At 54.5% G+C, this 18,749-nt stretch carries 18 protein-coding genes; 11 read left to right on the top strand and 7 right to left on the bottom strand.

All coding sequences use genetic code 11. The features are described 5' to 3' along the window. Positions 1-291: 291 nt before the first annotated feature. The 4 genes from hemE to IEV29_RS09475 form a co-directional block, all read right to left on the bottom strand. Entirely contained in the window at positions 292-1,374 is a 1,083-nt protein-coding gene (gene hemE, locus IEV29_RS09490; RefSeq protein ID WP_188380943.1) for a uroporphyrinogen decarboxylase, read from the bottom strand. 136 nt (positions 1,375-1,510) lie between these two features. Further along, positions 1,511-3,004: a monocarboxylate uptake permease MctP gene (gene mctP, locus IEV29_RS09485; RefSeq protein WP_188380942.1), complete on the bottom strand. Its 1,494-nt coding sequence runs from the start codon at positions 3,002-3,004 to the stop codon at positions 1,511-1,513. Continuing rightward, entirely contained in the window at positions 3,004-3,183 is a 180-nt protein-coding gene (locus IEV29_RS09480; RefSeq protein WP_188380941.1) for a DUF3311 domain-containing protein, read from the bottom strand. The genes mctP and IEV29_RS09480 overlap by 1 nt, the downstream gene beginning before the upstream one ends. Positions 3,184-3,387: 204 nt before the next feature. Continuing rightward, positions 3,388-3,882, bottom strand: a complete 495-nt coding sequence (locus IEV29_RS09475; RefSeq protein ID WP_188380940.1) for a hypothetical protein — start codon at positions 3,880-3,882, stop codon at positions 3,388-3,390. A 92-nt stretch (positions 3,883-3,974) separates the two neighbouring features. Here IEV29_RS09475 and IEV29_RS09470 point away from each other — a divergent pair, with 92 nt between their 5' ends. The 3 genes from IEV29_RS09470 to IEV29_RS09460 all read left to right on the top strand — a co-directional run bounded on the left by IEV29_RS09470 (position 3,975) and on the right by IEV29_RS09460 (position 6,128). Further along, positions 3,975-4,229, top strand: coding sequence for a hypothetical protein (locus tag IEV29_RS09470; protein ID WP_188380939.1), 255 nt, complete (start codon positions 3,975-3,977; stop codon positions 4,227-4,229). Continuing rightward, positions 4,139-5,560, top strand: coding sequence for a glycerol-3-phosphate dehydrogenase (glpD, locus tag IEV29_RS09465; RefSeq protein ID WP_188380938.1), 1,422 nt, complete (start codon positions 4,139-4,141; stop codon positions 5,558-5,560). Before IEV29_RS09470 ends, glpD begins: the two co-directional genes overlap by 91 nt. 256 nt (positions 5,561-5,816) lie before the next feature. Beyond that, positions 5,817-6,128, top strand: coding sequence for a hypothetical protein (locus IEV29_RS09460; RefSeq protein WP_188380937.1), 312 nt, complete (start codon positions 5,817-5,819; stop codon positions 6,126-6,128). Positions 6,129-6,195: 67 nt separating this feature from the next. On the opposite strand, the gene IEV29_RS09455 is transcribed toward IEV29_RS09460, so the two are convergent. Continuing rightward, a complete protein-coding gene (locus IEV29_RS09455) occupies positions 6,196-6,651 on the bottom strand; it encodes an Hsp20 family protein (protein ID WP_188380936.1) in 456 nt (151 codons plus the stop codon). 497 nt (positions 6,652-7,148) lie between these two features. Here IEV29_RS09455 and IEV29_RS09450 point away from each other — a divergent pair, with 497 nt between their 5' ends. The 7 genes from IEV29_RS09450 to IEV29_RS09420 all read left to right on the top strand — a co-directional run bounded on the left by IEV29_RS09450 (position 7,149) and on the right by IEV29_RS09420 (position 13,159). Continuing rightward, on the top strand, positions 7,149-7,661 hold the full coding sequence (locus tag IEV29_RS09450; protein ID WP_188380935.1) for a DUF2271 domain-containing protein: 513 nt from the start codon (positions 7,149-7,151) through the stop codon (positions 7,659-7,661). A gap of 17 nt (positions 7,662-7,678) precedes the next feature. After that, positions 7,679-8,503, top strand: coding sequence for a DUF4198 domain-containing protein (locus IEV29_RS09445; protein ID WP_188380934.1), 825 nt, complete (start codon positions 7,679-7,681; stop codon positions 8,501-8,503). Between the two features lie 147 nt (positions 8,504-8,650). Further along, positions 8,651-9,307, top strand: a complete 657-nt coding sequence (locus IEV29_RS09440) for a PepSY-associated TM helix domain-containing protein (RefSeq protein WP_188380933.1) — start codon at positions 8,651-8,653, stop codon at positions 9,305-9,307. A gap of 23 nt (positions 9,308-9,330) precedes the next feature. Beyond that, a complete protein-coding gene (locus IEV29_RS09435; RefSeq protein WP_188380932.1) occupies positions 9,331-9,843 on the top strand; it encodes a DUF2271 domain-containing protein in 513 nt (170 codons plus the stop codon). 13 nt (positions 9,844-9,856) lie between these two features. After that, positions 9,857-10,732 carry a DUF4198 domain-containing protein gene (locus IEV29_RS09430; protein ID WP_188380931.1) on the top strand — a complete coding sequence of 292 codons (876 nt, stop codon included), beginning with the start codon at positions 9,857-9,859 and terminating at the stop codon, positions 10,730-10,732. 49 nt (positions 10,733-10,781) lie between these two features. Beyond that, positions 10,782-11,795, top strand: a complete 1,014-nt coding sequence (locus tag IEV29_RS09425; protein ID WP_188380930.1) for an FAD:protein FMN transferase — start codon at positions 10,782-10,784, stop codon at positions 11,793-11,795. Continuing rightward, the gene (locus IEV29_RS09420) at positions 11,792-13,159 is read left to right on the top strand and encodes a sulfite reductase subunit alpha (RefSeq protein ID WP_229726299.1); all 1,368 of its coding nucleotides are present in this window, start codon (positions 11,792-11,794) and stop codon (positions 13,157-13,159) included. The genes IEV29_RS09425 and IEV29_RS09420 overlap by 4 nt, the downstream gene beginning before the upstream one ends. 24 nt (positions 13,160-13,183) lie before the next feature. On the opposite strand, the gene IEV29_RS09415 is transcribed toward IEV29_RS09420, so the two are convergent. Both IEV29_RS09415 and IEV29_RS09410 read right to left on the bottom strand, forming a co-directional pair. After that, positions 13,184-13,864, bottom strand: a complete 681-nt coding sequence (locus IEV29_RS09415) for a Fe2+-dependent dioxygenase (RefSeq protein WP_188380929.1) — start codon at positions 13,862-13,864, stop codon at positions 13,184-13,186. Between the two features lie 77 nt (positions 13,865-13,941). Beyond that, complete coding sequence (locus tag IEV29_RS09410; protein WP_188380928.1) at positions 13,942-16,167, bottom strand: catecholate siderophore receptor Fiu; 2,226 nt, start codon at positions 16,165-16,167, stop codon at positions 13,942-13,944. Positions 16,168-16,492: 325 nt separating this feature from the next. Between IEV29_RS09410 and IEV29_RS09405 the strand changes: the two genes are divergently transcribed. Further along, positions 16,493-18,715, top strand: coding sequence for a hybrid sensor histidine kinase/response regulator (locus IEV29_RS09405; protein ID WP_188380927.1), 2,223 nt, complete (start codon positions 16,493-16,495; stop codon positions 18,713-18,715). The last annotated feature ends 34 nt before the right edge of the window (positions 18,716-18,749 follow it).

Raw genomic sequence — 18,749 nt, 5'->3', positions numbered from 1 at the left:
AAGCCGTCCCCAACCCCTGATTTCATGCGGGTTTCAATAAAATGCCAAAACAAAAAGCAAAAAATTAATCCAATAAAATCAATGGCTTGCAAAATCAGCTTTGTACGATAAACCACATAAGTCGCGCGCAGTGATAGTGCTTACCCACTCCCAGCTTCTGTGCATAAATCGCAGAAGCTTGTGTGAAAAATGTACGTTGCACCGCATCATCGACGCAATACGCTAAAAAACAGTGCATTTTTTCAGGCAACAAATCATGTTTCCATGAAACAATTACACGATCGGTGTACGTCAAGCGACATGAAACGGGCGACTAAGCGTGTGTACGGCCTCTACCAGCGCAGTCACCGCCTCCGGTGGCGTGAATTGCGAGATGCCATGCCCGAGATTAAAGACATGGCCGGAACCCGCCGTGTGCGCGCCGTAGGCCTGGAGTACGTTGGCGACTTCTTGGTGAATCCGCTCCGGTTGTGCAAACAGCACGGTCGGATCCAGATTGCCCTGCAAGGCGACCTGATCGCCCACCTTGGCACGTGCGGTCTTCAGATTGACGGTCCAGTCGAGTCCGACCGCATCCGCACCAATGCCCGCGATTTCTTCCAGCCACAAACCGCCCCCTTTGGTGAACACGATGCTGGGGATACGTCGGCCATCTTTTTCCTTTTGCAAGGCGCGCACGACATCCTGTGTGTATTTGAGCGAGTACTGCTGGTAGATACCATCGGCCAGCGCACCGCCCCAGGTATCAAAAATCATCACAGCCTGTGCGCCGGCATCGATCTGGGCATTGAGGTATGCCGCAACCGTCGCGGCGTTGGTTTCCAGAATGTGCTGCATCAGATCGGGCCGGTTGTACAGCATGGCTTTGACCGTACGGAAATCGTCCGATCCGCCGCCTTCCACCATGTAACAAGCCAGCGTCCACGGACTGCCGGAAAATCCGATCAGTGGCACGCGACCGGACAGCGCCGAGCGAATCTGGGTCACGGCATCAAACACGTATTGCAATGACGACATGTCGGGTACGGCCAATGCCCGGACCTGTTTTTCATCGCGCAAGGGACGCTCGAACTTGGGCCCTTCCCCTTCCACAAAGTACAAGCCCAATCCCATGGCGTCCGGCACGGTCAGAATGTCGGAGAACAGAATGGCCGCATCCAGTGCATAGCGGTCGAGCGGCTGCAAGGTCACTTCGGTTGCGAAGTCCGGATTTTGCGCAAGACCAAGAAACGATCCGGCACGCGCCCGCGTTGCGCGATACTCGGGCAAATAACGACCTGCCTGACGCATCAGCCACAGTGGCGTGTATTCAACGGGTTGGCGTAACAGTGCTCGCAGGAAGGTATCGTTCTGGAGAGGTGCGAAGGTAGGCATCAAGAATGGCGGCGGATGAGTGAACCGCTATTATGACGTGCAAAGGCCCTGTGACAAAACGCAGGGCCTTCTCTTTTCGGCAGAAAGACCGGAAGACGATCCGGTCGATCCTGTCTTTTACCTTGCTTGCCGCCTTTTACTTCACTGCCTGCGCGCGCGGCGTGCGTCCACCCAGGATGAGTTGCAACACAACGGCCACCACGATGTTCAGCGTCAGCGCCAGCAAGCCGGTGTACACCGTATAGCTGGCATCACCGATGACCAGCGTATGAACCGGCTTGATACCGTCTGCAAACGCCATCCAGGTCCCTGCACCCAGACCGACCGCCCAGCCAGCCAGCAAGGCCGGTGCGCGAAACCACTGCAGGAACAGACCGAACACGACGGCAGGAAAAGTCTGCAGAATCCAGACACCGCCAAGCAGTTGCAGATCGAGCGCAAACTTGGTTGGCAGGAACAGAATGAAAACAAGCGCGCCGACCTTGACCAGCAAGGACACGATCTTCGCCACTTTCTGTTCACCAGCATCATCGATCGCCGGATTCACGTAAGGCTTCCAGAAGTTACGCGTGAACAGATTGGATGCACCGATCGACATCACCGCGGCCGGCACCAGGGCACCGATCGCGATCGCCGAAAACGCAAAGCCGCTGAACCAGCTCGGGAACAAGGCATTGAACAAGGCCGGCACCACATCGCTGTTGTTCGTAACCGAGATCCCTGCAGCGTGTGCCATGAAACCGAGCAGCGCAATCAGACCCAGCAGAATCGTGTAGGCAGGCAGGAAGACCGCGTTCTTGCGAATCGTATCCGCGCTCTTGGCCGCAAAGATCCCCGTCAGCGTATGCGGATACATGAATGCCGCCATCGCCGAACCCAGCGCCAGCGTCGCATAAGGCAGGATTTGCTGCGGTTGCAGGAACAGGCCGGTCGCACCGCCTTTGGCGGTGAACGCATCACTCGCCGACGAGAACACCACGCCGTAACCACCCAGCTTCATCGGTACCAGAACGACAGCCACCAGCACCACGATGTAGATCATCAGGTCCTTGACGAAGGCAATCAATGCCGGTGCACGCAAACCAGCCGAGTAGGTGTACAGCGCCAGCACGATAAAGGCAGCGGCGATCGGCAACTCACCCGTCAGACCCAGCGCCTTGATGACGACTTCCATACCGACCAGTTGCAATGCGATGTATGGCATGGTCGCGACGACGCCGGTCAAGGCAATCGCAAATTCCAGCGGACGCGAGTTATAACGACCATAGACAACATCGGCCGCCGTCACGTGTCCATCGCGATGCGCAACTTTCCACAGCTTTGGCATGATCGCAAACACGATCGGATACACGATGATCGTGTAAGGCAGCGCAAAGAAACCATAGGCACCGACGGCATAGACCAGCGCCGGTACCGCAATCACGGTATACGCCGTGTAGAAATCGCCACCGACCAGAAACCAGGTAATCCATGTACCGAAGTTACGACCACCCAAACCCCATTCGTCGAGGTGATCACCCTTGTTGTTCTTGCCGCTCTGCCAGCGCGATGCGGCAAAGCCCAGCACCGTGACCAGCGCGAAGAAGAAAATGAAGACGCCGAGCGCCGTCCAGTTGATATGCCCTTCCATCATTCTTCTCCCTTGCTTTTTTCGTGGCGATACACGATCCAGATGAGAAGAGAGGTCAGCGGCACCCAGGCAAACTGATACCAATAGAAGAAAGGAAAGCCAAACAGCGTCGGCAGTTCATGGTTATAAAAGGGCACCCATAAAAGCCCGATGAATGGGAGTAGTAACAGAATTCGCATGGCGATCTCCTTGGTCCTTTTTTAATCGGGTCACCATGCAGCGGCAGACGACCCATTTTCAAGTTGGACACGCAGGATACAGAGCAAATCCTTACAAGTCGAAATTTTAGGGGAAGATGTTGATATTTAACGTGTATTTAATAAATTTTAAATGAAATTATAATGATGGCGTCAGCTTCGGGTCAGCTTGGGCAGGTAGGGGAATCAGGGTGTTGTCACCAGATCGCCGCGCTCTTCCTCTGCGAGACGGCGAATGTACGAGGCGAACTCTTCATCTTCACCACGCAGCAATTGCGGCAGCAAGTAATAGAAATCCTCACGGCGACACCATTCACGCATGTAGTCATCCCATGAATGCCAGCGTTTTTGCGCGACGCCCGTCAGATCCGGCTCGTAGGCCACGATGTAGGCGCGTTCAAACAAGGCAATCAGCATCTCGAAAATGATCAGCGTACGTTCGCGCTGGTTATCGCTCAGATCATTTCGCGCCTTGGCGCTGCGCAATCGCAGATCCGGATTGTCGAGCACGATCTTGAGAAAGTCGTTATACGCATTCTGCAGCAACTGATAGGCCTCTTCATCCTCGGCATCGCGCTCCTTGCGCTGCTCGTGGAAGAAAAGAAAAATCGCAAAAGGCAGGCCAAGCGTCGCCACGATATAGCTGGAGACTTCCCAGAACGCCGCATCAAGAAGGAACATAAAAGGCACGCAATGAATGAGATAGGAACAGTGTAGCGCTCGCCATCAGCAAAGGCCACGCAAGGATCACGGCAGGCAAAGGCAGGACAGAAATGAAAAATGCAGCCGAATGGCTGCACAGGGAATTGGTGCCGGTATATTTTCGAACCGCCGGCTCCGGTGATGATGAAGCGATTCTAAAAGCAGCAAACAAACCCCACCATCGGCGCATTTCTGATTACGATGTAGGAAAAGCGGCAGTCATCAAGGAGCAGGCATGGAACAGGCGTATGACATTCTGGTCATCGGCGGCGGCATCAACGGTGCTGGCATTGCACGCGATGCCAGCGGGCGCGGCCTGTCGGTAGTGCTATGTGAAAAAGATGCACTGGCCGCACACACGTCCTCGGCCTCGACCAAGCTGATTCATGGCGGTCTGCGCTATCTTGAGCAATATGAATTTGCGCTGGTGCGCAAGGCATTGATCGAACGCGAAGTGTTGATGCGTATCGCACCACACATCATTCACCCGCTGCGCTTTGTCATGCCGCATGATCAGAGGCAGCGTCCGGCATGGTTGATTCGCCTTGGTCTGTTTTTATACGATCACCTCGCCAGACGCGCGTTGCTGCCCGGCTCGGCCGGCATCGATCTGCGCCAGCACCCGACAGGGCACCCGCTCAAACCGGGCTTTGTCAAAGGCTTTGCCTATTCCGATGCATGGGTGGATGACACACGACTGGTTGAGTTGAATGCACTGGATGCCAAAGAACGCGGCGCTACGGTGCTGGCCCACACACGGTGCATCGCGGTCACACGTCGCAAAGATCACTGGCTGGCCGTGTTGCAATCGTCAGACGGGCAGCAGCAAACCGTGCGCGCCAATGCACTTGTCAATGCGGCCGGTCCGTGGGCTGCGCAGTTCCTGCACGACACGGTGCATGGCCGTAGCGGCAAATCGCTGCGCCTCGTCAAAGGCAGTCACATCGTCGTACGCAAACTGTTCGATCACGATTACGCCTATATTTTCCAGAACAGCGACGGTCGCATCGTCTTCGCGATTCCTTATCAACACGATTACACACTTGTCGGCACCACGGATGTCGAATATCGCGGCGATCCCGATCACGTTGCCATCACGCCGGAGGAAACGGATTATCTGTGTACGCTGATCAATCGTTATTTCACCAGGACGATTTCTCCTGCGGATGTCATACACAGTTTTTCCGGCGTACGCCCGCTGGTAAACGACGATGATCACCAGCGCACCACAGCCGCTGCCGTGACGCGGGATTACAAGCTTGAGCTGGAGAAATCCGCAGCGCCTGTTCTCACGGTATTTGGTGGCAAGCTGACGACTTATCGCAAACTTGCAGAAGAAGCCGTCGATCTGCTCGCCCCACTGCTCGGCAATAACCACGCACGCTGGACGGCCCATGCCTGCCTGCCCGGCGGCGATCTGGCCGGGGAAACGCCAAGCAATGCCGCCGTCACCGGCTTCGATCAGTACAGGGAGCGAACCCAGACACGTTATCCATGGTTGCCGCCTGCACTGCTAGAAACCTATCTGCATCGCTACGGTACGCGCATCCATTGTCTGCTTGCTGGCAAGAATTCGCTGGAAGACTTGGGAGAAAAATCAGGAGCAGGCGTATACGAAGCAGAACGTGCATTCAGGCAGCGTTACGAATTCGGGTAGCGCGACACAGAGCACCTTGCTCGCGTCTTGCCATACTCGACACGTCCGAGCGGCCTGACTCGATAAATTGACGCATCGTGCAAGGTTAGCCATGTCAGCAAATGCGTTATCCAAGTCAATACCGTAGCGCTTCTGTCGCTCCACCTTTTTTCAGGTAAATCCTCGGTATTCCTACATCGATTGCATCGGTTTTCTGATTGGCCCTCATTTCTCCACTAACTAAGATGGGAACATGACTTCAAGCAAGGAGAACATGATGGCAAAAGAAACTCTTGATCTGGACAAACTTGCCGACGCCGACCGTCGTCTTGGGACCGGTCATGGCACTGGCGCTTTGGGACCCAGCGATCGTTCGGACAGCGGTAGCGACATGGCGGGGCTGACCGACTTTGATAGTGATACCGATTCCAATGGCACTGGCGAACGTGCCAGCGTCAATATGCGGGAAACCGGTGAAGCCGAAGACATTGACACGGATCGTATTGACATCAATCTGGACGACGATAAGGAAGGTGAGTCTGTCGTTCCCGCTGGCAGAACGAAGCCTGAAGCGGATGTCGAAGTCTGATTGTTTTAGTGGCGCATGAAAAAAGCGGGCACGTGCCCGCTTTTTCTTTTCCAGCCATCCTGACGTCTTAAGCAGCCTTCTGCTCGAGCACATGCACATGATCGCCAACGGTATCGATAGCGATCTTGCGCGGTTTCAGCGCTTCCGGAATTTCACGCTTGAGTTCGATGTTGAGCAAACCGTTGTCAAGCTTGGCACCAACGACACGCACATGGTCGGCAAGCTGGAAGGTGTGCTCAAAGTTGCGCGAGGCGATGCCACGATGCAGGAAATTGCGAGTGCCTTCCTCCTGTGCCTTGCGACCCGTGATCTTCAGCGTATCGCGCTCGGTTTCGATCTCGATTTCAGAACGGTCGAAGCCGGCAACGGCCATGGTGATGCGATATTGGTCTTCGCTGACCAGCTCGATGTTGTAAGGCGGATAGCTGGGCTGGGCATCGCGTTGTGCCTCGTCGAACAGTTGAGCCAGACGGTCGAAACCGATAGCGGAACGATAGAGTGGGGAAAAGTCAAAAGTACGCATGGTTATATCCTTTCAAGTTACAAGCGATAAAGTTGGGCGGACCTCCATTGAGCATCCGCTGAGTCGGATATAAGGCAGGAAAAAACATTTTCAAGAGCTTGAAAAGCACGAAAGCGCAGGCATGGCTGAGTAAGGCGCTCTTGCCGGATTTTCGACGGAAAGCTGCCGTGGACGTGCCATTGATTTTTCGTACGTGCCGGATAAAGGCAGGACTTTTCCATGTTTTGCAGCGAAACCAGTCTGGACGCCGCAAAAAACCTGCATCTTTAAACTTCTTTACACAAAAGCCTATTGCGCGCCGGCATCTGTTCCCGGACAATGCAGATGATAATTGTTTTCATTTGTGAATTATCCGCATCACGCCGGTTTGAGCGGAAAACAAGAATCCACCGTCTTTCTGTTGGCCCATCCCTGTCCTGACGCCGCCCGCTCCCTTGGCTGCAGCACGCACATGGCTCGACGCGCAGTCATTTGTCATTCATCAAGGAGTTTGTCTGATGCAAGTTCGCTATTCCTTTCTGTTAGGCGCTGCCCTGACCACTCCGGTCGTCGCCGCAGACCTCAACGTCAAGGTCGAGATCCCACGCCTGACCGTCGCCGAATATCACCGCCCTTATGTCGCCTTCTGGATCGAGGATGCCAACCAGGGTTTCGTGAAGAATCTGGCCGTCTGGTACGACATCAAGATGAAGAACAAGGAGGGCGAGAAGTGGCTCAAGGACATGCGCCAGTGGTGGCGTAAAAGCGGTCGCGAACTGACCATGCCCGTCGATGGCGTAAGTGGCGCAACGCGCGCTCCGGGTGAGCACACACTGTCGTTCAACGGGGCAAAAACCGGACTCGACAAATTACCTGCAGGCGAATATCAACTGGTCGTGGAAGCCGCACGGGAAGTCGGCGGCCGCGAACTGATCCGCGTCCCGTTCCAGTGGCCGGCCAAATCGGCGCAAACGGCTGAAGCCCAGGGCGAGCACGAGCTTGGCAAAATTTCCCTTCAATTGAAACCCTAAGTCCTGAGGAAGCAAGAATGAAAAAAATGTCCATCCTGCGCACTGCCGCAGTCGCCCTCTCGCTCACCATGGCTGTTCCAATGGCTGCGCATGCACACCGCACCTGGTTGCTGCCATCGTCGACCGTGCTGTCCGGCGAAGCACCGTATGTGACGGTCGATGCAGCCGTTTCGAACGAAGTGTTCTATTTCGATCATCGTCCTTATTCGCTGGAAGGCCTGACCATCACCGATCCCGATGGCAAAACCGTGGATGCCGAGAACAAGGCGACCGGCAAATTCCGTAGCGTATTCGACGTCAAGCTGGCACAGCCCGGCACCTACCGTATCGGCTTTGCAACCGACATGCTGTTTGCGACCTACAAGCAAGGCACCGAAGCCAAACGCTGGCGTGGTACTGCGGCCAACTTCGCCAAGGAAGTGCCTGCCGATGCCAAGGACGTCAACGTCAGCCTGAATCAGAACCGTCTGGAAACCTTTGTCAGTGCCGGCAAACCAACCGCAATCAAGCCAATCGGCAAAGGTCTGGAGCTGGTGCCCGTTACCCATCCGAACGATCTGTTTGCCGGTGAAGCCGCAACCTTCCAGTTCATGGCCGATGGCAAACCGGCAGCAGATATCGAAGTGACCGTGGTGCCAGGCGGTATCCGTTATCGCGATCAACTGAACGAGATCAAGGTTAAAACCGACAAGGACGGCAAGTTCAGCGTCAAATGGCCAACGCCCGGCATGTACTGGCTGAATGCAGGTACCGCACGCGGCCCATCCAGCGAAGTCGGCACGCTCGACAAACCGGTACGCCGCGCCAGCTACACAGCGACTGTCGAAGTGCTGCAACCTTAACGAGGCTGCCCCTCGTGCCCGTCACCCAGTCTGGTGACGGGCATTTTTCTTATTGGTTCGAAATTGACGCGTTCAGGATGCATTCTGTTTCAGGCGAGATTCCTCAAATGAGAACAATTCCTATTTGATGATAGAATAACGCCCGTTATGGAATCCACCGCATCATCGCCGCAAGCGCACCTGCCCAATCAACGCCGAGCCTGGTGGCTCAGGCAGCTCTATCAATGGCACTGGATCAGCGCGGCCATCAGCCTGCTCTGCATGCTGATCTTTTCTGCAACCGGCATCACGCTCAACAATGCCGAGCACATCGAAGCCAGACCCGAAATCAAGATGCGCACCGCGCAACTGCCGGAGAAACTGACCGGTTTGCTGGCCAGCTGGGACAACCCCGACAAGGGCAAGAACCCGGCATTGCCGGTCGTCGTCAGCGACTGGCTCAAACAGAACCTGTCTGCCGACGTACGCCAGCGCGATGTGGACTGGTCACCTGATGAAATCTATATCAGCATGCCGCGCCCCGGTGGCGACAGCTGGCTGCGCATCGACCGCGAAAGCGGCGAAGTCGAATACGAGACGACCACGCGCGGCTGGATTTCCTATCTCAACGATTTGCACAAAGGCCGTCACACGGGACTCGCATGGCGCTGGTTGATCGACTTTTTCGCGGGAGCCTGTCTGCTGTTTGCATTGACTGGTCTGTTCATCCTCAAGATGCATGCGGCCAACCGCCCTTCCACCTGGCCGCTGGTTGGTATCGGCGTTGTATTGCCGATCGTGCTGGCCATGCTGTTCATTCATTGATCCATTACTTCACGACTCTTCCTATGTACAAGCGCACTACCCTGTTGCTCGGCACGGCTTTGACGTCTACTGCGTTTGCCGGCGATCTCGATGTCAAGATTGAAGTTCCTCTTCTGACCGTTGCTGCCTACCACAAGCCTTACGTTGCCATCTGGATCGAAGGTCAGGATCAACGCTTTGTACGCAACCTTGCGGTCTGGCATCAGCTCAAATCAAAGGGCAATGAAGGTGACAAGTATCTGAAGGATTTGCGCCAATGGTGGCGCAAGAGCGGTCGCGATTTGCAAATGCCCGTCGATGGTTTGAGCGGTGCGACACGTGCGCCCGGCACACATACTATTTCGTTCAACGGCACCAAGGCCGGCTTGAATGATTTGCCAGCAGGCGAATACCAACTGGTAGTCGAAGCTGCGCGTGAGGCTGGCGGTCGTGAACTGGTCCGCGTGCCATTCCAGTGGCCGGCCAGATCGGCCAAAACCACGCAAGCCAAAGGCGATGCCGAACTGGGCGAGATTGCGCTCACCGTAAAACCATAAGGAGACACCGACGATGATGAAGCCCTCTTTGCTGCGCATGACCATCGCTGCCGCCGCGCTGTCTTTGACGTTGCCAATGGTCGCACACGCCCATCGCGGCTGGCTGCTGCCATCGAGCACCGTGTTGTCCGGCGCAGAATGGATTGCCGTCGATGCCGGTATATCCAATGATGTGTTTGCATTCAAGCTCGGCCCACTGCCGCTGAACAAGCTGCGCATCATCGGCCCGGATGGCAAGGAGATCGCGCCAGAAAATCTGAGCAGCGGCAAGACACGCAACAGCTTCGAATTCAGGCCATCGGCGCAAGGCACATACAAAGCCAGCGTGACCAATGAAACGCTGGTCGCAACCTACACACAAGGCAAGAACAACAAACGCTGGCGCGGCAAGGCCGAAAACTTTGCCAAGGAAATTCCGGCTGATGCGACCAACGTCAACGTCTCGCTAGCCCAAGCACAGTTTGAAACCTTCATCACTGTCGGCAAACCAAGCGATACAGTGCTGAAGCCAAAGAATGTTGGCCTGGAACTGGTACTGCAATCGGCACCGAATGATCTGTATGCAGGCGACACCACACAGTTTCAATTTCTGATCGATGGCAAACCAGCTGCCAATCTGGATGTGTCTGTCATTCCAGGTGGTGCTCGCTATCGCGACAAGCTCGGTGAAATTCGTACGCGTACCGATGCCAGCGGCAAGTTCAGCGTGACGTGGGCCAATGCCGGCATGTTCTGGCTGAACGCGAGTGAAGATAACGGCGAACTGCAAGTATCGGGGCCAGGATCAGCAGTAGCAATCACGCCATCGCATGCATTGCCAGTCGGCACCATCGACAAGCCAACCCGTCGCGCCAGCTACACGGCAACACTGGAAGTTCTGCAACCGTAACGACATCTCTGCGGCTCGTTGACTATGTCGACGGCCGCAACGTTCTTCCATGCGTCATACCTACGTTCCCATCCTCGATGTTCCGCCCGAGCCACCCGTTCTTGGTACGGTCGTGCAGGCCTTGCAAGGCAACACTATGGGAACAAGCTGGAGCGTCAAGCTGGTCACGCGCGCATCACGAAAGCTGACCGATGTGCAGCAAGCTATCCAGCAGCAACTGGATCTGGTGATTGCGCAGATGAGTACGTGGGAAGCGGGCTCCAACCTGAGTCGCTATAACAACGCACCAGCAGGTTCATGGCACGAGTTGCCGGATGCCTTCTTTCGCGTACTCGATTGTGCTCTGCAAGTCGCGCGCGAAAGCGATGGTGCTTACGACCCGAGCGCCGGCCTGCTCGTCAACCTGTGGGGATTCGGCCCTGAAAATCGCTATGATCAACCCGGCTTTGTATCGCCTGATCAAATAACCCTGAACGATGCGCGCACACTCTGCGGCTGGCAACGTGTCACACTGGATCGCGCACAGCGACGCGTGCAACAACCGGGCGGGCTGTTCCTCGATTTTTCTGCCATTGCAAAAGGATTTGCCGTCGATCTGGTTGCGCAAGCAATCGAATCTCTTGGATTTGAAAACTTTCTTGTTGAAATCGGCGGCGAGTTGCGCGGCCACGGCATCCGTCCTGATGGTCAGCCATGGTGGGTCGTCATTGAGCAACCACCGCATCAACATGGGACGACGGATGAGCATTTGATCGCACTCTACCGCTGCACGATGGCGACCTCCGGCGATTACCGACGTTTCTTCACCCGTGGCACAACCCGCTACGCGCATACCATCAATCCACGCACTGGCGAACCTCTCGTGCATGCACTGGCATCTGTGACCGTTGTTCATCGTGAATGCATGCTGGCCGATGCCTGGTCGACTGCGCTCGGTGTCATGGGTGCCGAAGAGGGATTGGCCTGCGCCAACCGCCTTGGATTGGCTGCGCTGTTTTTGACACGTGACGAAGACGTCCTGCACGAACAATCAAGTCTTGCCATGAAAGCGATGTTGCAGTGAACTGGGATAACAACACGCGACTCGCCGTCGCTCTTCTGTTCGTGATTGGTTATCTGCTGATGTGCGGCGGTATCTGGTGGACACGTCATCGCGCACGCAAACAACGCGCGCTGCTCGCTGCAGGCGATCGGCAATCGTGGCTGATTGCCTATGCGAGTCAGACTGGTTTTGCAGAACAACTGGCACAACGCACCGTTGAGATTTTAAAAACTGCGGGCATCAAGACGCGTCTGGCGGTGCTGTCCGATATCGATGCGAGCGATCTTGAACAAACAGAACGCGCGTTGTTTGTCGTCAGCACTTACGGTGAAGGTGCACCACCCGATAATGGCGTGGCATTCGCCAGCAAGGTCGTGTCATCCGGACAGGCAACGCTCAATCAGCTGCACTTTGGCATGTTGATGCTGGGTGATAGCAGCTATTCGCAGTTCTGTGGCTTCGGCCGGGACCTGACAACCTGGCTCAAGGCGCGTGGCGCACAACCGTTGTTCGACAATGTGACCGTCAACAGCAATGGCGATACCAAGAAATCGCTGCAGGCATGGCAACATGAGCTCAGTCATATCGCCGGCACCAACGACGCGCCGGACTGGGAAGGTCCGACCTATCAACAATGGATCTTGACCGCGCGCCGTGAACTCAATCCGGGCAGTGCCGGCAATCCTGCGTTTCATATCGAGCTGCAACCACCGCATGATGTTGTAGCCGATTGGCAAGCCGGCGATCTGATCCAGGTTCTCGCACCAAGTGATCTGCATAAGCCACGCGATTATTCGATTGCCTCGATCCCATCTGATGGCAGCCTGCATCTGCTGGTACGCCAGGAAAAACATAGCGATGGCACGCTTGGCATTGCATCGGGTTGGCTCACACATACGGCTTCCGTCGGTGCGATCGTCGATATGCGTTTGCGCACCCATGCCAATTTCCGTATTGGCGAAAATCGGGATCGGCCTTTGATACTGATCGGCAATGGCACCGGACTGGCTGGCTTACGCAGTCATCTCAAGGCACGGGCCGCCTCTGGCAAGGCGACACGCAACTGGCTGATCTTTGGTGAACGTCAGGCCGAATATGACTTCTTTCACAAGGAAGACATTTTGCGGTGGCAGGACAGCAACGTACTGGAACAAGCCGATATCGTTTTTTCACGCGATGGTGAGCGCCGTGAATATGTGCAGGATCGCTTGTTAAGCAAAGCGAGTGAAGTACGACGATGGATCGAGGATGGTGCCGCAATCTACATCTGCGGGAGTCTGCAAGGCATGGCCAGTGGTTTGAACGATGCGCTTACAGAGATTCTTGGTGAAGAAACATTGGCGAGATTAACGATGGAAGGTCGTTACCGCCGCGATGTGTATTAAGGCATGATGCAATCACGCCACGCATCAGATCTGCGCCCATTGGCGCAGCAGGTTGTGATAATGACCGGTCAATCCGAGTACCTCTGACGTATCGCCAATCTGCGCTCGCAGTTTTTGAATGTTCTGGTCCAGCTCATACAACATCGTACGCCTGCCATCATCCGGCACCATACTCTGCACCCAGAAAAACGAACAAACCCGCGCACCGCGCGTAACGGGTTCTACCTTGTGCAAGCTGCTCGATGGATAAAGGATCATGTCACCTGCAGGTAATTTTACTTCATGCTCGCCGTAGGTATCTGACACGATCAGCTCACCGCCGTCGTATTCTTCTGGTTCGCACAGGAACAAGGTGCAGGAGAGATCCGTGCGCAAACTCAAAGTCGTCCCCGGAATGGTTCGAACCGATCCATCCACATGGAACCCGTAATGCTCGCCGCCTTCATAGCGATTGAACAGTGGCGGCACATAACGCAACGGCAAGGCTGCGGATACGAACAATGGATTCTTGACGAGTACAGACAGAATTGCATTGCCGATTTCCTTACCGACTGTTGAATGCTCGTCCAGCTGACGATTCTTCTTCACTTGCGCGCCCTGCTGCCCTACCGTGGTTCGTCCATCAATCCAATCGGTGGCATCCAGCGTTGCACGGATTTTTAGTACTTGCTCCAGAGTCAATACACCTGGTATATGAAGCATCATGAATCTGCGCCCGATATTTAATTTCAAATGACAAAAATCCTCGCCGAGTGACGAGGATTTCAGTCGAGGACATAAGTTTAAAACTTTAAGTTTGCTGTCAGCAATGCATTGCGCGTTTCACCTGCACGGTAGCGATAGCCATTGTTGTTGATGGACGTGATATATCGCTTGTCAAACAGATTGTTCATATTGAATTGCAGCGAGAGATTTTTGTTGACCTCGTACGAGACCATGGCATCTGCAACCCAGTAATCTGGAATGACCGTCAAACCCGTTGTTGGCGCAATCACATTGCTGCTGCGAGCCGAAGTATCGACGTAGCGCGCACCACCACCGATGGTAAATCCACCACCCAGTTTATACGTGGCCCAGGACGTGAACGTTACTTTTGGCGAGAACACGATCAGGCCACCCTGATTAGCCGCCGTTCCACGCACGATCTCGGCATCCATAACCGCCAGACCTGCACTCAGATTGAGATTCGGGGTAAGTTGCCCAACCAATCCAAGTTCAACGCCATCTACGCGACGCTTCCCAATTTGTCGAAATATCGCAGGCGTTCCACCGTCTGATACAACCTCGTTCTCGTTTTCAGCACGAAATATCGCTGCGGTAGCGGATACCTTGCTATCAAACAACTCCCACTTTGTACCAATCTCAATATTGGTACCTTTTTGCGGCACCATGGTTGAATTTGCCTGGTTGGTCGCCGTTGCAGATAAGCCGTTGTTTGCACCACCCGGTGGCTGATATGAAACAGAGTAACCCGCATAAACACTGCCGTTTGAAGCCGGCTTGAATACCGCGCCAACTTTCCAACTCAACAAACTATCACTTAGGGACTGATCTGGATTCACCGTCAGGGTATTCGTGGTCGTATTAAAGCTGGCCGAATCGGTTTTCGTTTTGAAACGATCCCAACGAATTCCTGCGTTCAGCATCCATTGTTCGGACAATTTGATCGTGTCAAAGGCGTATAACGCGGCAGTTGTAGTATTACCGTCTGTATACGTTCCGCGATATTGCGGTATCGCTACTGCACGATTGATATCAGGGGAGTACAAACCGGTAGTGCTAGCCACAGTTACTGGCGTTGCTTGATTCTGCCTCTCATAGATCAACTCAAAACCAGCTGACAACGTGTGTTTGATCGAGCCTGTGTCGAGTTCAGTCGTCAGGTTCGTCTGGTTGGTCAGAATTTCATTAACCTGATGACGCCCTTGTCGGGAAGTCGCTACCGTATAAGTGGCAGGGTTATTCGATGGCGTGGTCGCGGAATTAATACCCATCGTTAGCAGATCCTGCTTCGAACGTCCGATACGCGTGGTGTTACGTATCGTCGTTCCAGGTGCAATATCATGCTCTACCTTTGCGGTGAACATATCCACTGTCACATCATCATGGTCGCCATGTACTCCGTAGTAATTCCTTGAGTTTACTGCCGGACCACCTTGCAACGCCCCATATGCATACCCTGGCATGCCAAATGTCGAGATGCCACCATCAGCGATACTATTTTGTTGAATATGCAGGTAGTTCAAGGTGGTACGTGTGGAGGTACCCAAACCAAATGCTAGTGATGGTGCAATACCCCAGCGTTTGTTCTGAACTTCACTACGCCCCGGAACATCGTAATCCTGTGCCATCACGTTTAAACGGAATGCAGAACCGGGCACACCAATGTCAAGCTTGCGATTCAGGTCTACAGTCGCTCTTTGACGATCGTGCGAACCGACGGTCAAACTGCCACTAGCAAAATTTTCATTCTGAGCGTTCTTCGAAACCAGATTCACGTATCCCGAGGAAGCACCACGTCCATTGTCAGAACCGGATGGTCCTTTTACGACCTCAATTTGCTCAAGATTAAAAGTGTCACGAGAGATCGCTCCCAAGTCCCGAATACCGTCGACGAAGATAGCGCCGCTGGTATCGAATCCACGCATAAAAATTGAATCGCCGGTTTGCGTGTTGCCGTTTTCCCCAAGCTGCATAGTAATACCAGGCGTATTGCGTAGTGCTTCACTCAAAGTCGTCGCATTCTGCTGTTGGAAGATTTCTTTCTTGATTACAGCAATGGTTTGCGGTGTATCTACCAATGGTTGGGTAAATTTTGGTGATGCCACAAAGTCCGCTTTGTATGTTTCTGTTTGGCCGCTAACCCTCACTTCGGGCAAAGTAGTATCAGCAGGTGTTTGCTGCGCAAATGTCGCACCAGGAAGGGCCATAATCGCCAATGCAACGGCTGCAGAAGTTGGATTTAAATGTCGCGCGGCTGGATGTTTGCGACTCTTGATATGAGACATGGAGGACTCCTCGATTAATGGATGTTGGCTGGCGACTACTTACCGGCACGACATTCGTCGGGAGGTAACTCGTTAGCTGGCTACTTGATACAAATGGAAACAAATTGATTGTTGCGAATAATATTGATTCTCATTATCTGGGTCAATTTGCATGTGACGGCAGCGCAGTTTTTGTTGTAAAAGCTTGTTAAGGATTCGTTATTAATCGTTCTTATTCAAATCATGGCAGCGCGAATCCCATGCCTTCTTTTATTCAGAATCCGGCGCTTTCTTGGTAGTATCAACTCGTGTGAACAACTAACTCACTCTTGTAACTTTGCCTTCCATGCGCATCCGCACCCGGCTTCTTGTCCTCTTCCTGTCTGTTCTGATTCCCGCCTTCATCACCGCCGGCATTGGCATTTCCTATGTGTTTTCAGAAACACAAGAAGCCAATCGGCAAAGCATGCGCGAAATCGCACAGGCATTGGCTTTGGTTGTGGACAGGGAAATGATGAAGCGGGAGGCCGTGTTGAAAACACTGGCAACCTCGTCCGCTCTCGACGACGGCGACCTGCAGCAGTTTTACCTGCAGGCCAAACGCGTCGCGCCCACGATTGAGTCGTCCATCATGCTGAGCGATCTGCATGGCAACGTGCTCCTCAATACGCGACTGCCCTATCAGGCGAACCGTCGGGATCCGAATCCGCTCATCAAATCGCTGCGCGAGCAGGCAGAACCCGATGAAACGATCATCTCCGATATGTATGAGTCCACCATTACCAAGCGGCTCAGCTTTCTCATCCAGATCCCGGTCAAGCGTGACAACCAGATCATCTATTTTCTGGAGATGAGCGTCTTTGCGAGCGAATTGCAAAGCGTCTTCCAGGAACAACGCTTGCCCAGCACATGGAACGGTTCCATTCTTGATCGCAACGGCATCATCGCGGCACGCAACCGCAATGCGGACAAGTTCGTCGGCAAGAGTGCGCGTACCACGATTGTCCGTTTGATGCAGGAGAGTTACGAAGGCTTCAATAACGACGGACAAGCACTGACGGGCGAAGCCGTAACGGCATTCTTCAGCCGCGCCCCGCGTTCCGAATGGCGCTTTCTTATCAGCGTGCCGCAATCCGAGTTCAAGCGTAGCGCTTACAACGCGATCATGGTTGTAGGTATTCTGTCCCTGCTCTTCTTCGGACTCGCCGTCGCCGCCGCCTTCATTCTTGGCCGCAACGCCACCAAGGCCGTAGAGAAGCTGCAGGAATCCGCCGAGAAACTCGGCAAGGGCGAACCCGTCGTTGTCAGCCGCTCTGGCGTGTACGAGTTCGACGCCGTCAGTCAGGCGATGGCCAAGGCATCCGAGTCACTCAGTCAGACGCATACCGAACTCGAACGACGCGTCAATGAAGCCGTTGCCATGTCCGAGCGCTCCCAGCGTGCCCTGCTGCAAGGACAGAAGTTGGAAGCATTGGGACGGCTCACCGGTGGTATCGCCCATGATTTCAATAACGTGCTGCAAACATTAACTACCGGTCTGCAAATCTGTTTGCTGAACATCAGTGGCGAGCGCGAACGCACCTTGCTGCAATCCTGCCAGCGCGCCGTCACAAGGGGCGTTGAACTTGCGCGCAAGCTCATGGCGTTCGGTCGGGTACAGGATGCACGACTTGAAACATTGAATGTCGGCGAACAGATGCGACAGGCGACGCCGCTACTCACTGGCACGCTGCCAAGCAATATCGAGTTCAGGCTGCATCACGATCACGATCTCTGGCTGGTCACGATCGACCCTTTACAGTTTGAACTGGCCTTGCTGAACCTGACCATCAACGCGCGTGATGCCATGCCGGACGGTGGCACCATCAGCATCGAAGCGTGCAATGAACGTCTGGCGATGAGCGAGCACGAACTGCCAGCCGGCGAGTACGTGCGTATCCGTATCACGGATACAGGCACCGGTATGAGTGAGGAAGTATCTGCGCGCGCCTTTGATCCATTCTTCACGACGAAAAGTATTGGCGAAGGCTCGGGCATGGGCTTACCGCAAGCCTATGGCTTTGCCAAACAAAGCGGTGGTTCCTTGCTACTCGACAGTCGTGAAGGCATGGGTACCAGCTTTACCTTCTATCTGCCTCGCACAAAATTGACGTCCGCGCTGCCCAAACTGGACGCAAACACGGAGCATCCGTATCTGCTCACCGGCTCGCTGCTGTTCGTCGAAGACGATGCGCTCGTCAGAGAGACGATCGTACCCGCACTGTCTCTGGCCGGACTCGATGTACAGGTCGCCAAGTCAGGCGACGAAGCATTGCAAGTCCTCGAGTCCGGGAAGACCTTCGACCTGGTTTTTTCTGATGTTGTCATGCCAGGTACCATCAATGGCATCGATCTCGCGCAGATTGTCCGTGCGCGATTTGCTTCAACGCGTATCGTGCTCGCAACCGGCTATTCCGAACGCCGCGTCAATCTGCCAGATGTGCGCATGCTGGCGAAGCCCTACAGCATGGACGAGCTTGTCGTGGCACTGAGTAGTGAATTGCAGCGCGACAACGATCGCGCCTCCTGACCGTTTTCTCAACGCTTGTCTGTCTCGACGTTTG

The organism is Oxalicibacterium faecigallinarum (assembly GCF_014635705.1).
GTDB lineage: Bacteria > Pseudomonadota > Gammaproteobacteria > Burkholderiales > Burkholderiaceae_D > Oxalicibacterium > Oxalicibacterium faecigallinarum.
Note: the sequence above shows the minus strand (reverse complement) of the source record. Positions and strands in the feature narration are given on the sequence as shown.

Excerpts from the sequence above, each read along its gene's own strand:
- hemE (WP_188380943.1), bottom strand. The coding sequence starts at position 1,374 with ATGCCTACCTTCGCACCTCTCCAGAACGATACCTTCCTGCGAGCACTG.
- mctP (WP_188380942.1), bottom strand. The coding sequence starts at position 3,004 with ATGGAAGGGCATATCAACTGGACGGCGCTCGGCGTCTTCATTTTCTTC.
- IEV29_RS09480 (WP_188380941.1), bottom strand. The coding sequence starts at position 3,183 with ATGCGAATTCTGTTACTACTCCCATTCATCGGGCTTTTATGGGTGCCC.
- IEV29_RS09475 (WP_188380940.1), bottom strand. The coding sequence starts at position 3,882 with ATGTTCCTTCTTGATGCGGCGTTCTGGGAAGTCTCCAGCTATATCGTG.
- IEV29_RS09470 (WP_188380939.1), top strand. The coding sequence starts at position 3,975 with ATGAAAAATGCAGCCGAATGGCTGCACAGGGAATTGGTGCCGGTATAT.
- glpD (WP_188380938.1), top strand. The coding sequence starts at position 4,139 with ATGGAACAGGCGTATGACATTCTGGTCATCGGCGGCGGCATCAACGGT.
- IEV29_RS09460 (WP_188380937.1), top strand. The coding sequence starts at position 5,817 with ATGGCAAAAGAAACTCTTGATCTGGACAAACTTGCCGACGCCGACCGT.
- IEV29_RS09455 (WP_188380936.1), bottom strand. The coding sequence starts at position 6,651 with ATGCGTACTTTTGACTTTTCCCCACTCTATCGTTCCGCTATCGGTTTC.
- IEV29_RS09450 (WP_188380935.1), top strand. The coding sequence starts at position 7,149 with ATGCAAGTTCGCTATTCCTTTCTGTTAGGCGCTGCCCTGACCACTCCG.
- IEV29_RS09445 (WP_188380934.1), top strand. The coding sequence starts at position 7,679 with ATGAAAAAAATGTCCATCCTGCGCACTGCCGCAGTCGCCCTCTCGCTC.
- IEV29_RS09440 (WP_188380933.1), top strand. The coding sequence starts at position 8,651 with ATGGAATCCACCGCATCATCGCCGCAAGCGCACCTGCCCAATCAACGC.
- IEV29_RS09435 (WP_188380932.1), top strand. The coding sequence starts at position 9,331 with ATGTACAAGCGCACTACCCTGTTGCTCGGCACGGCTTTGACGTCTACT.
- IEV29_RS09430 (WP_188380931.1), top strand. The coding sequence starts at position 9,857 with ATGATGAAGCCCTCTTTGCTGCGCATGACCATCGCTGCCGCCGCGCTG.
- IEV29_RS09425 (WP_188380930.1), top strand. The coding sequence starts at position 10,782 with ATGCGTCATACCTACGTTCCCATCCTCGATGTTCCGCCCGAGCCACCC.
- IEV29_RS09415 (WP_188380929.1), bottom strand. The coding sequence starts at position 13,864 with ATGATGCTTCATATACCAGGTGTATTGACTCTGGAGCAAGTACTAAAA.
- IEV29_RS09410 (WP_188380928.1), bottom strand. The coding sequence starts at position 16,167 with ATGTCTCATATCAAGAGTCGCAAACATCCAGCCGCGCGACATTTAAAT.
- IEV29_RS09405 (WP_188380927.1), top strand. The coding sequence starts at position 16,493 with ATGCGCATCCGCACCCGGCTTCTTGTCCTCTTCCTGTCTGTTCTGATT.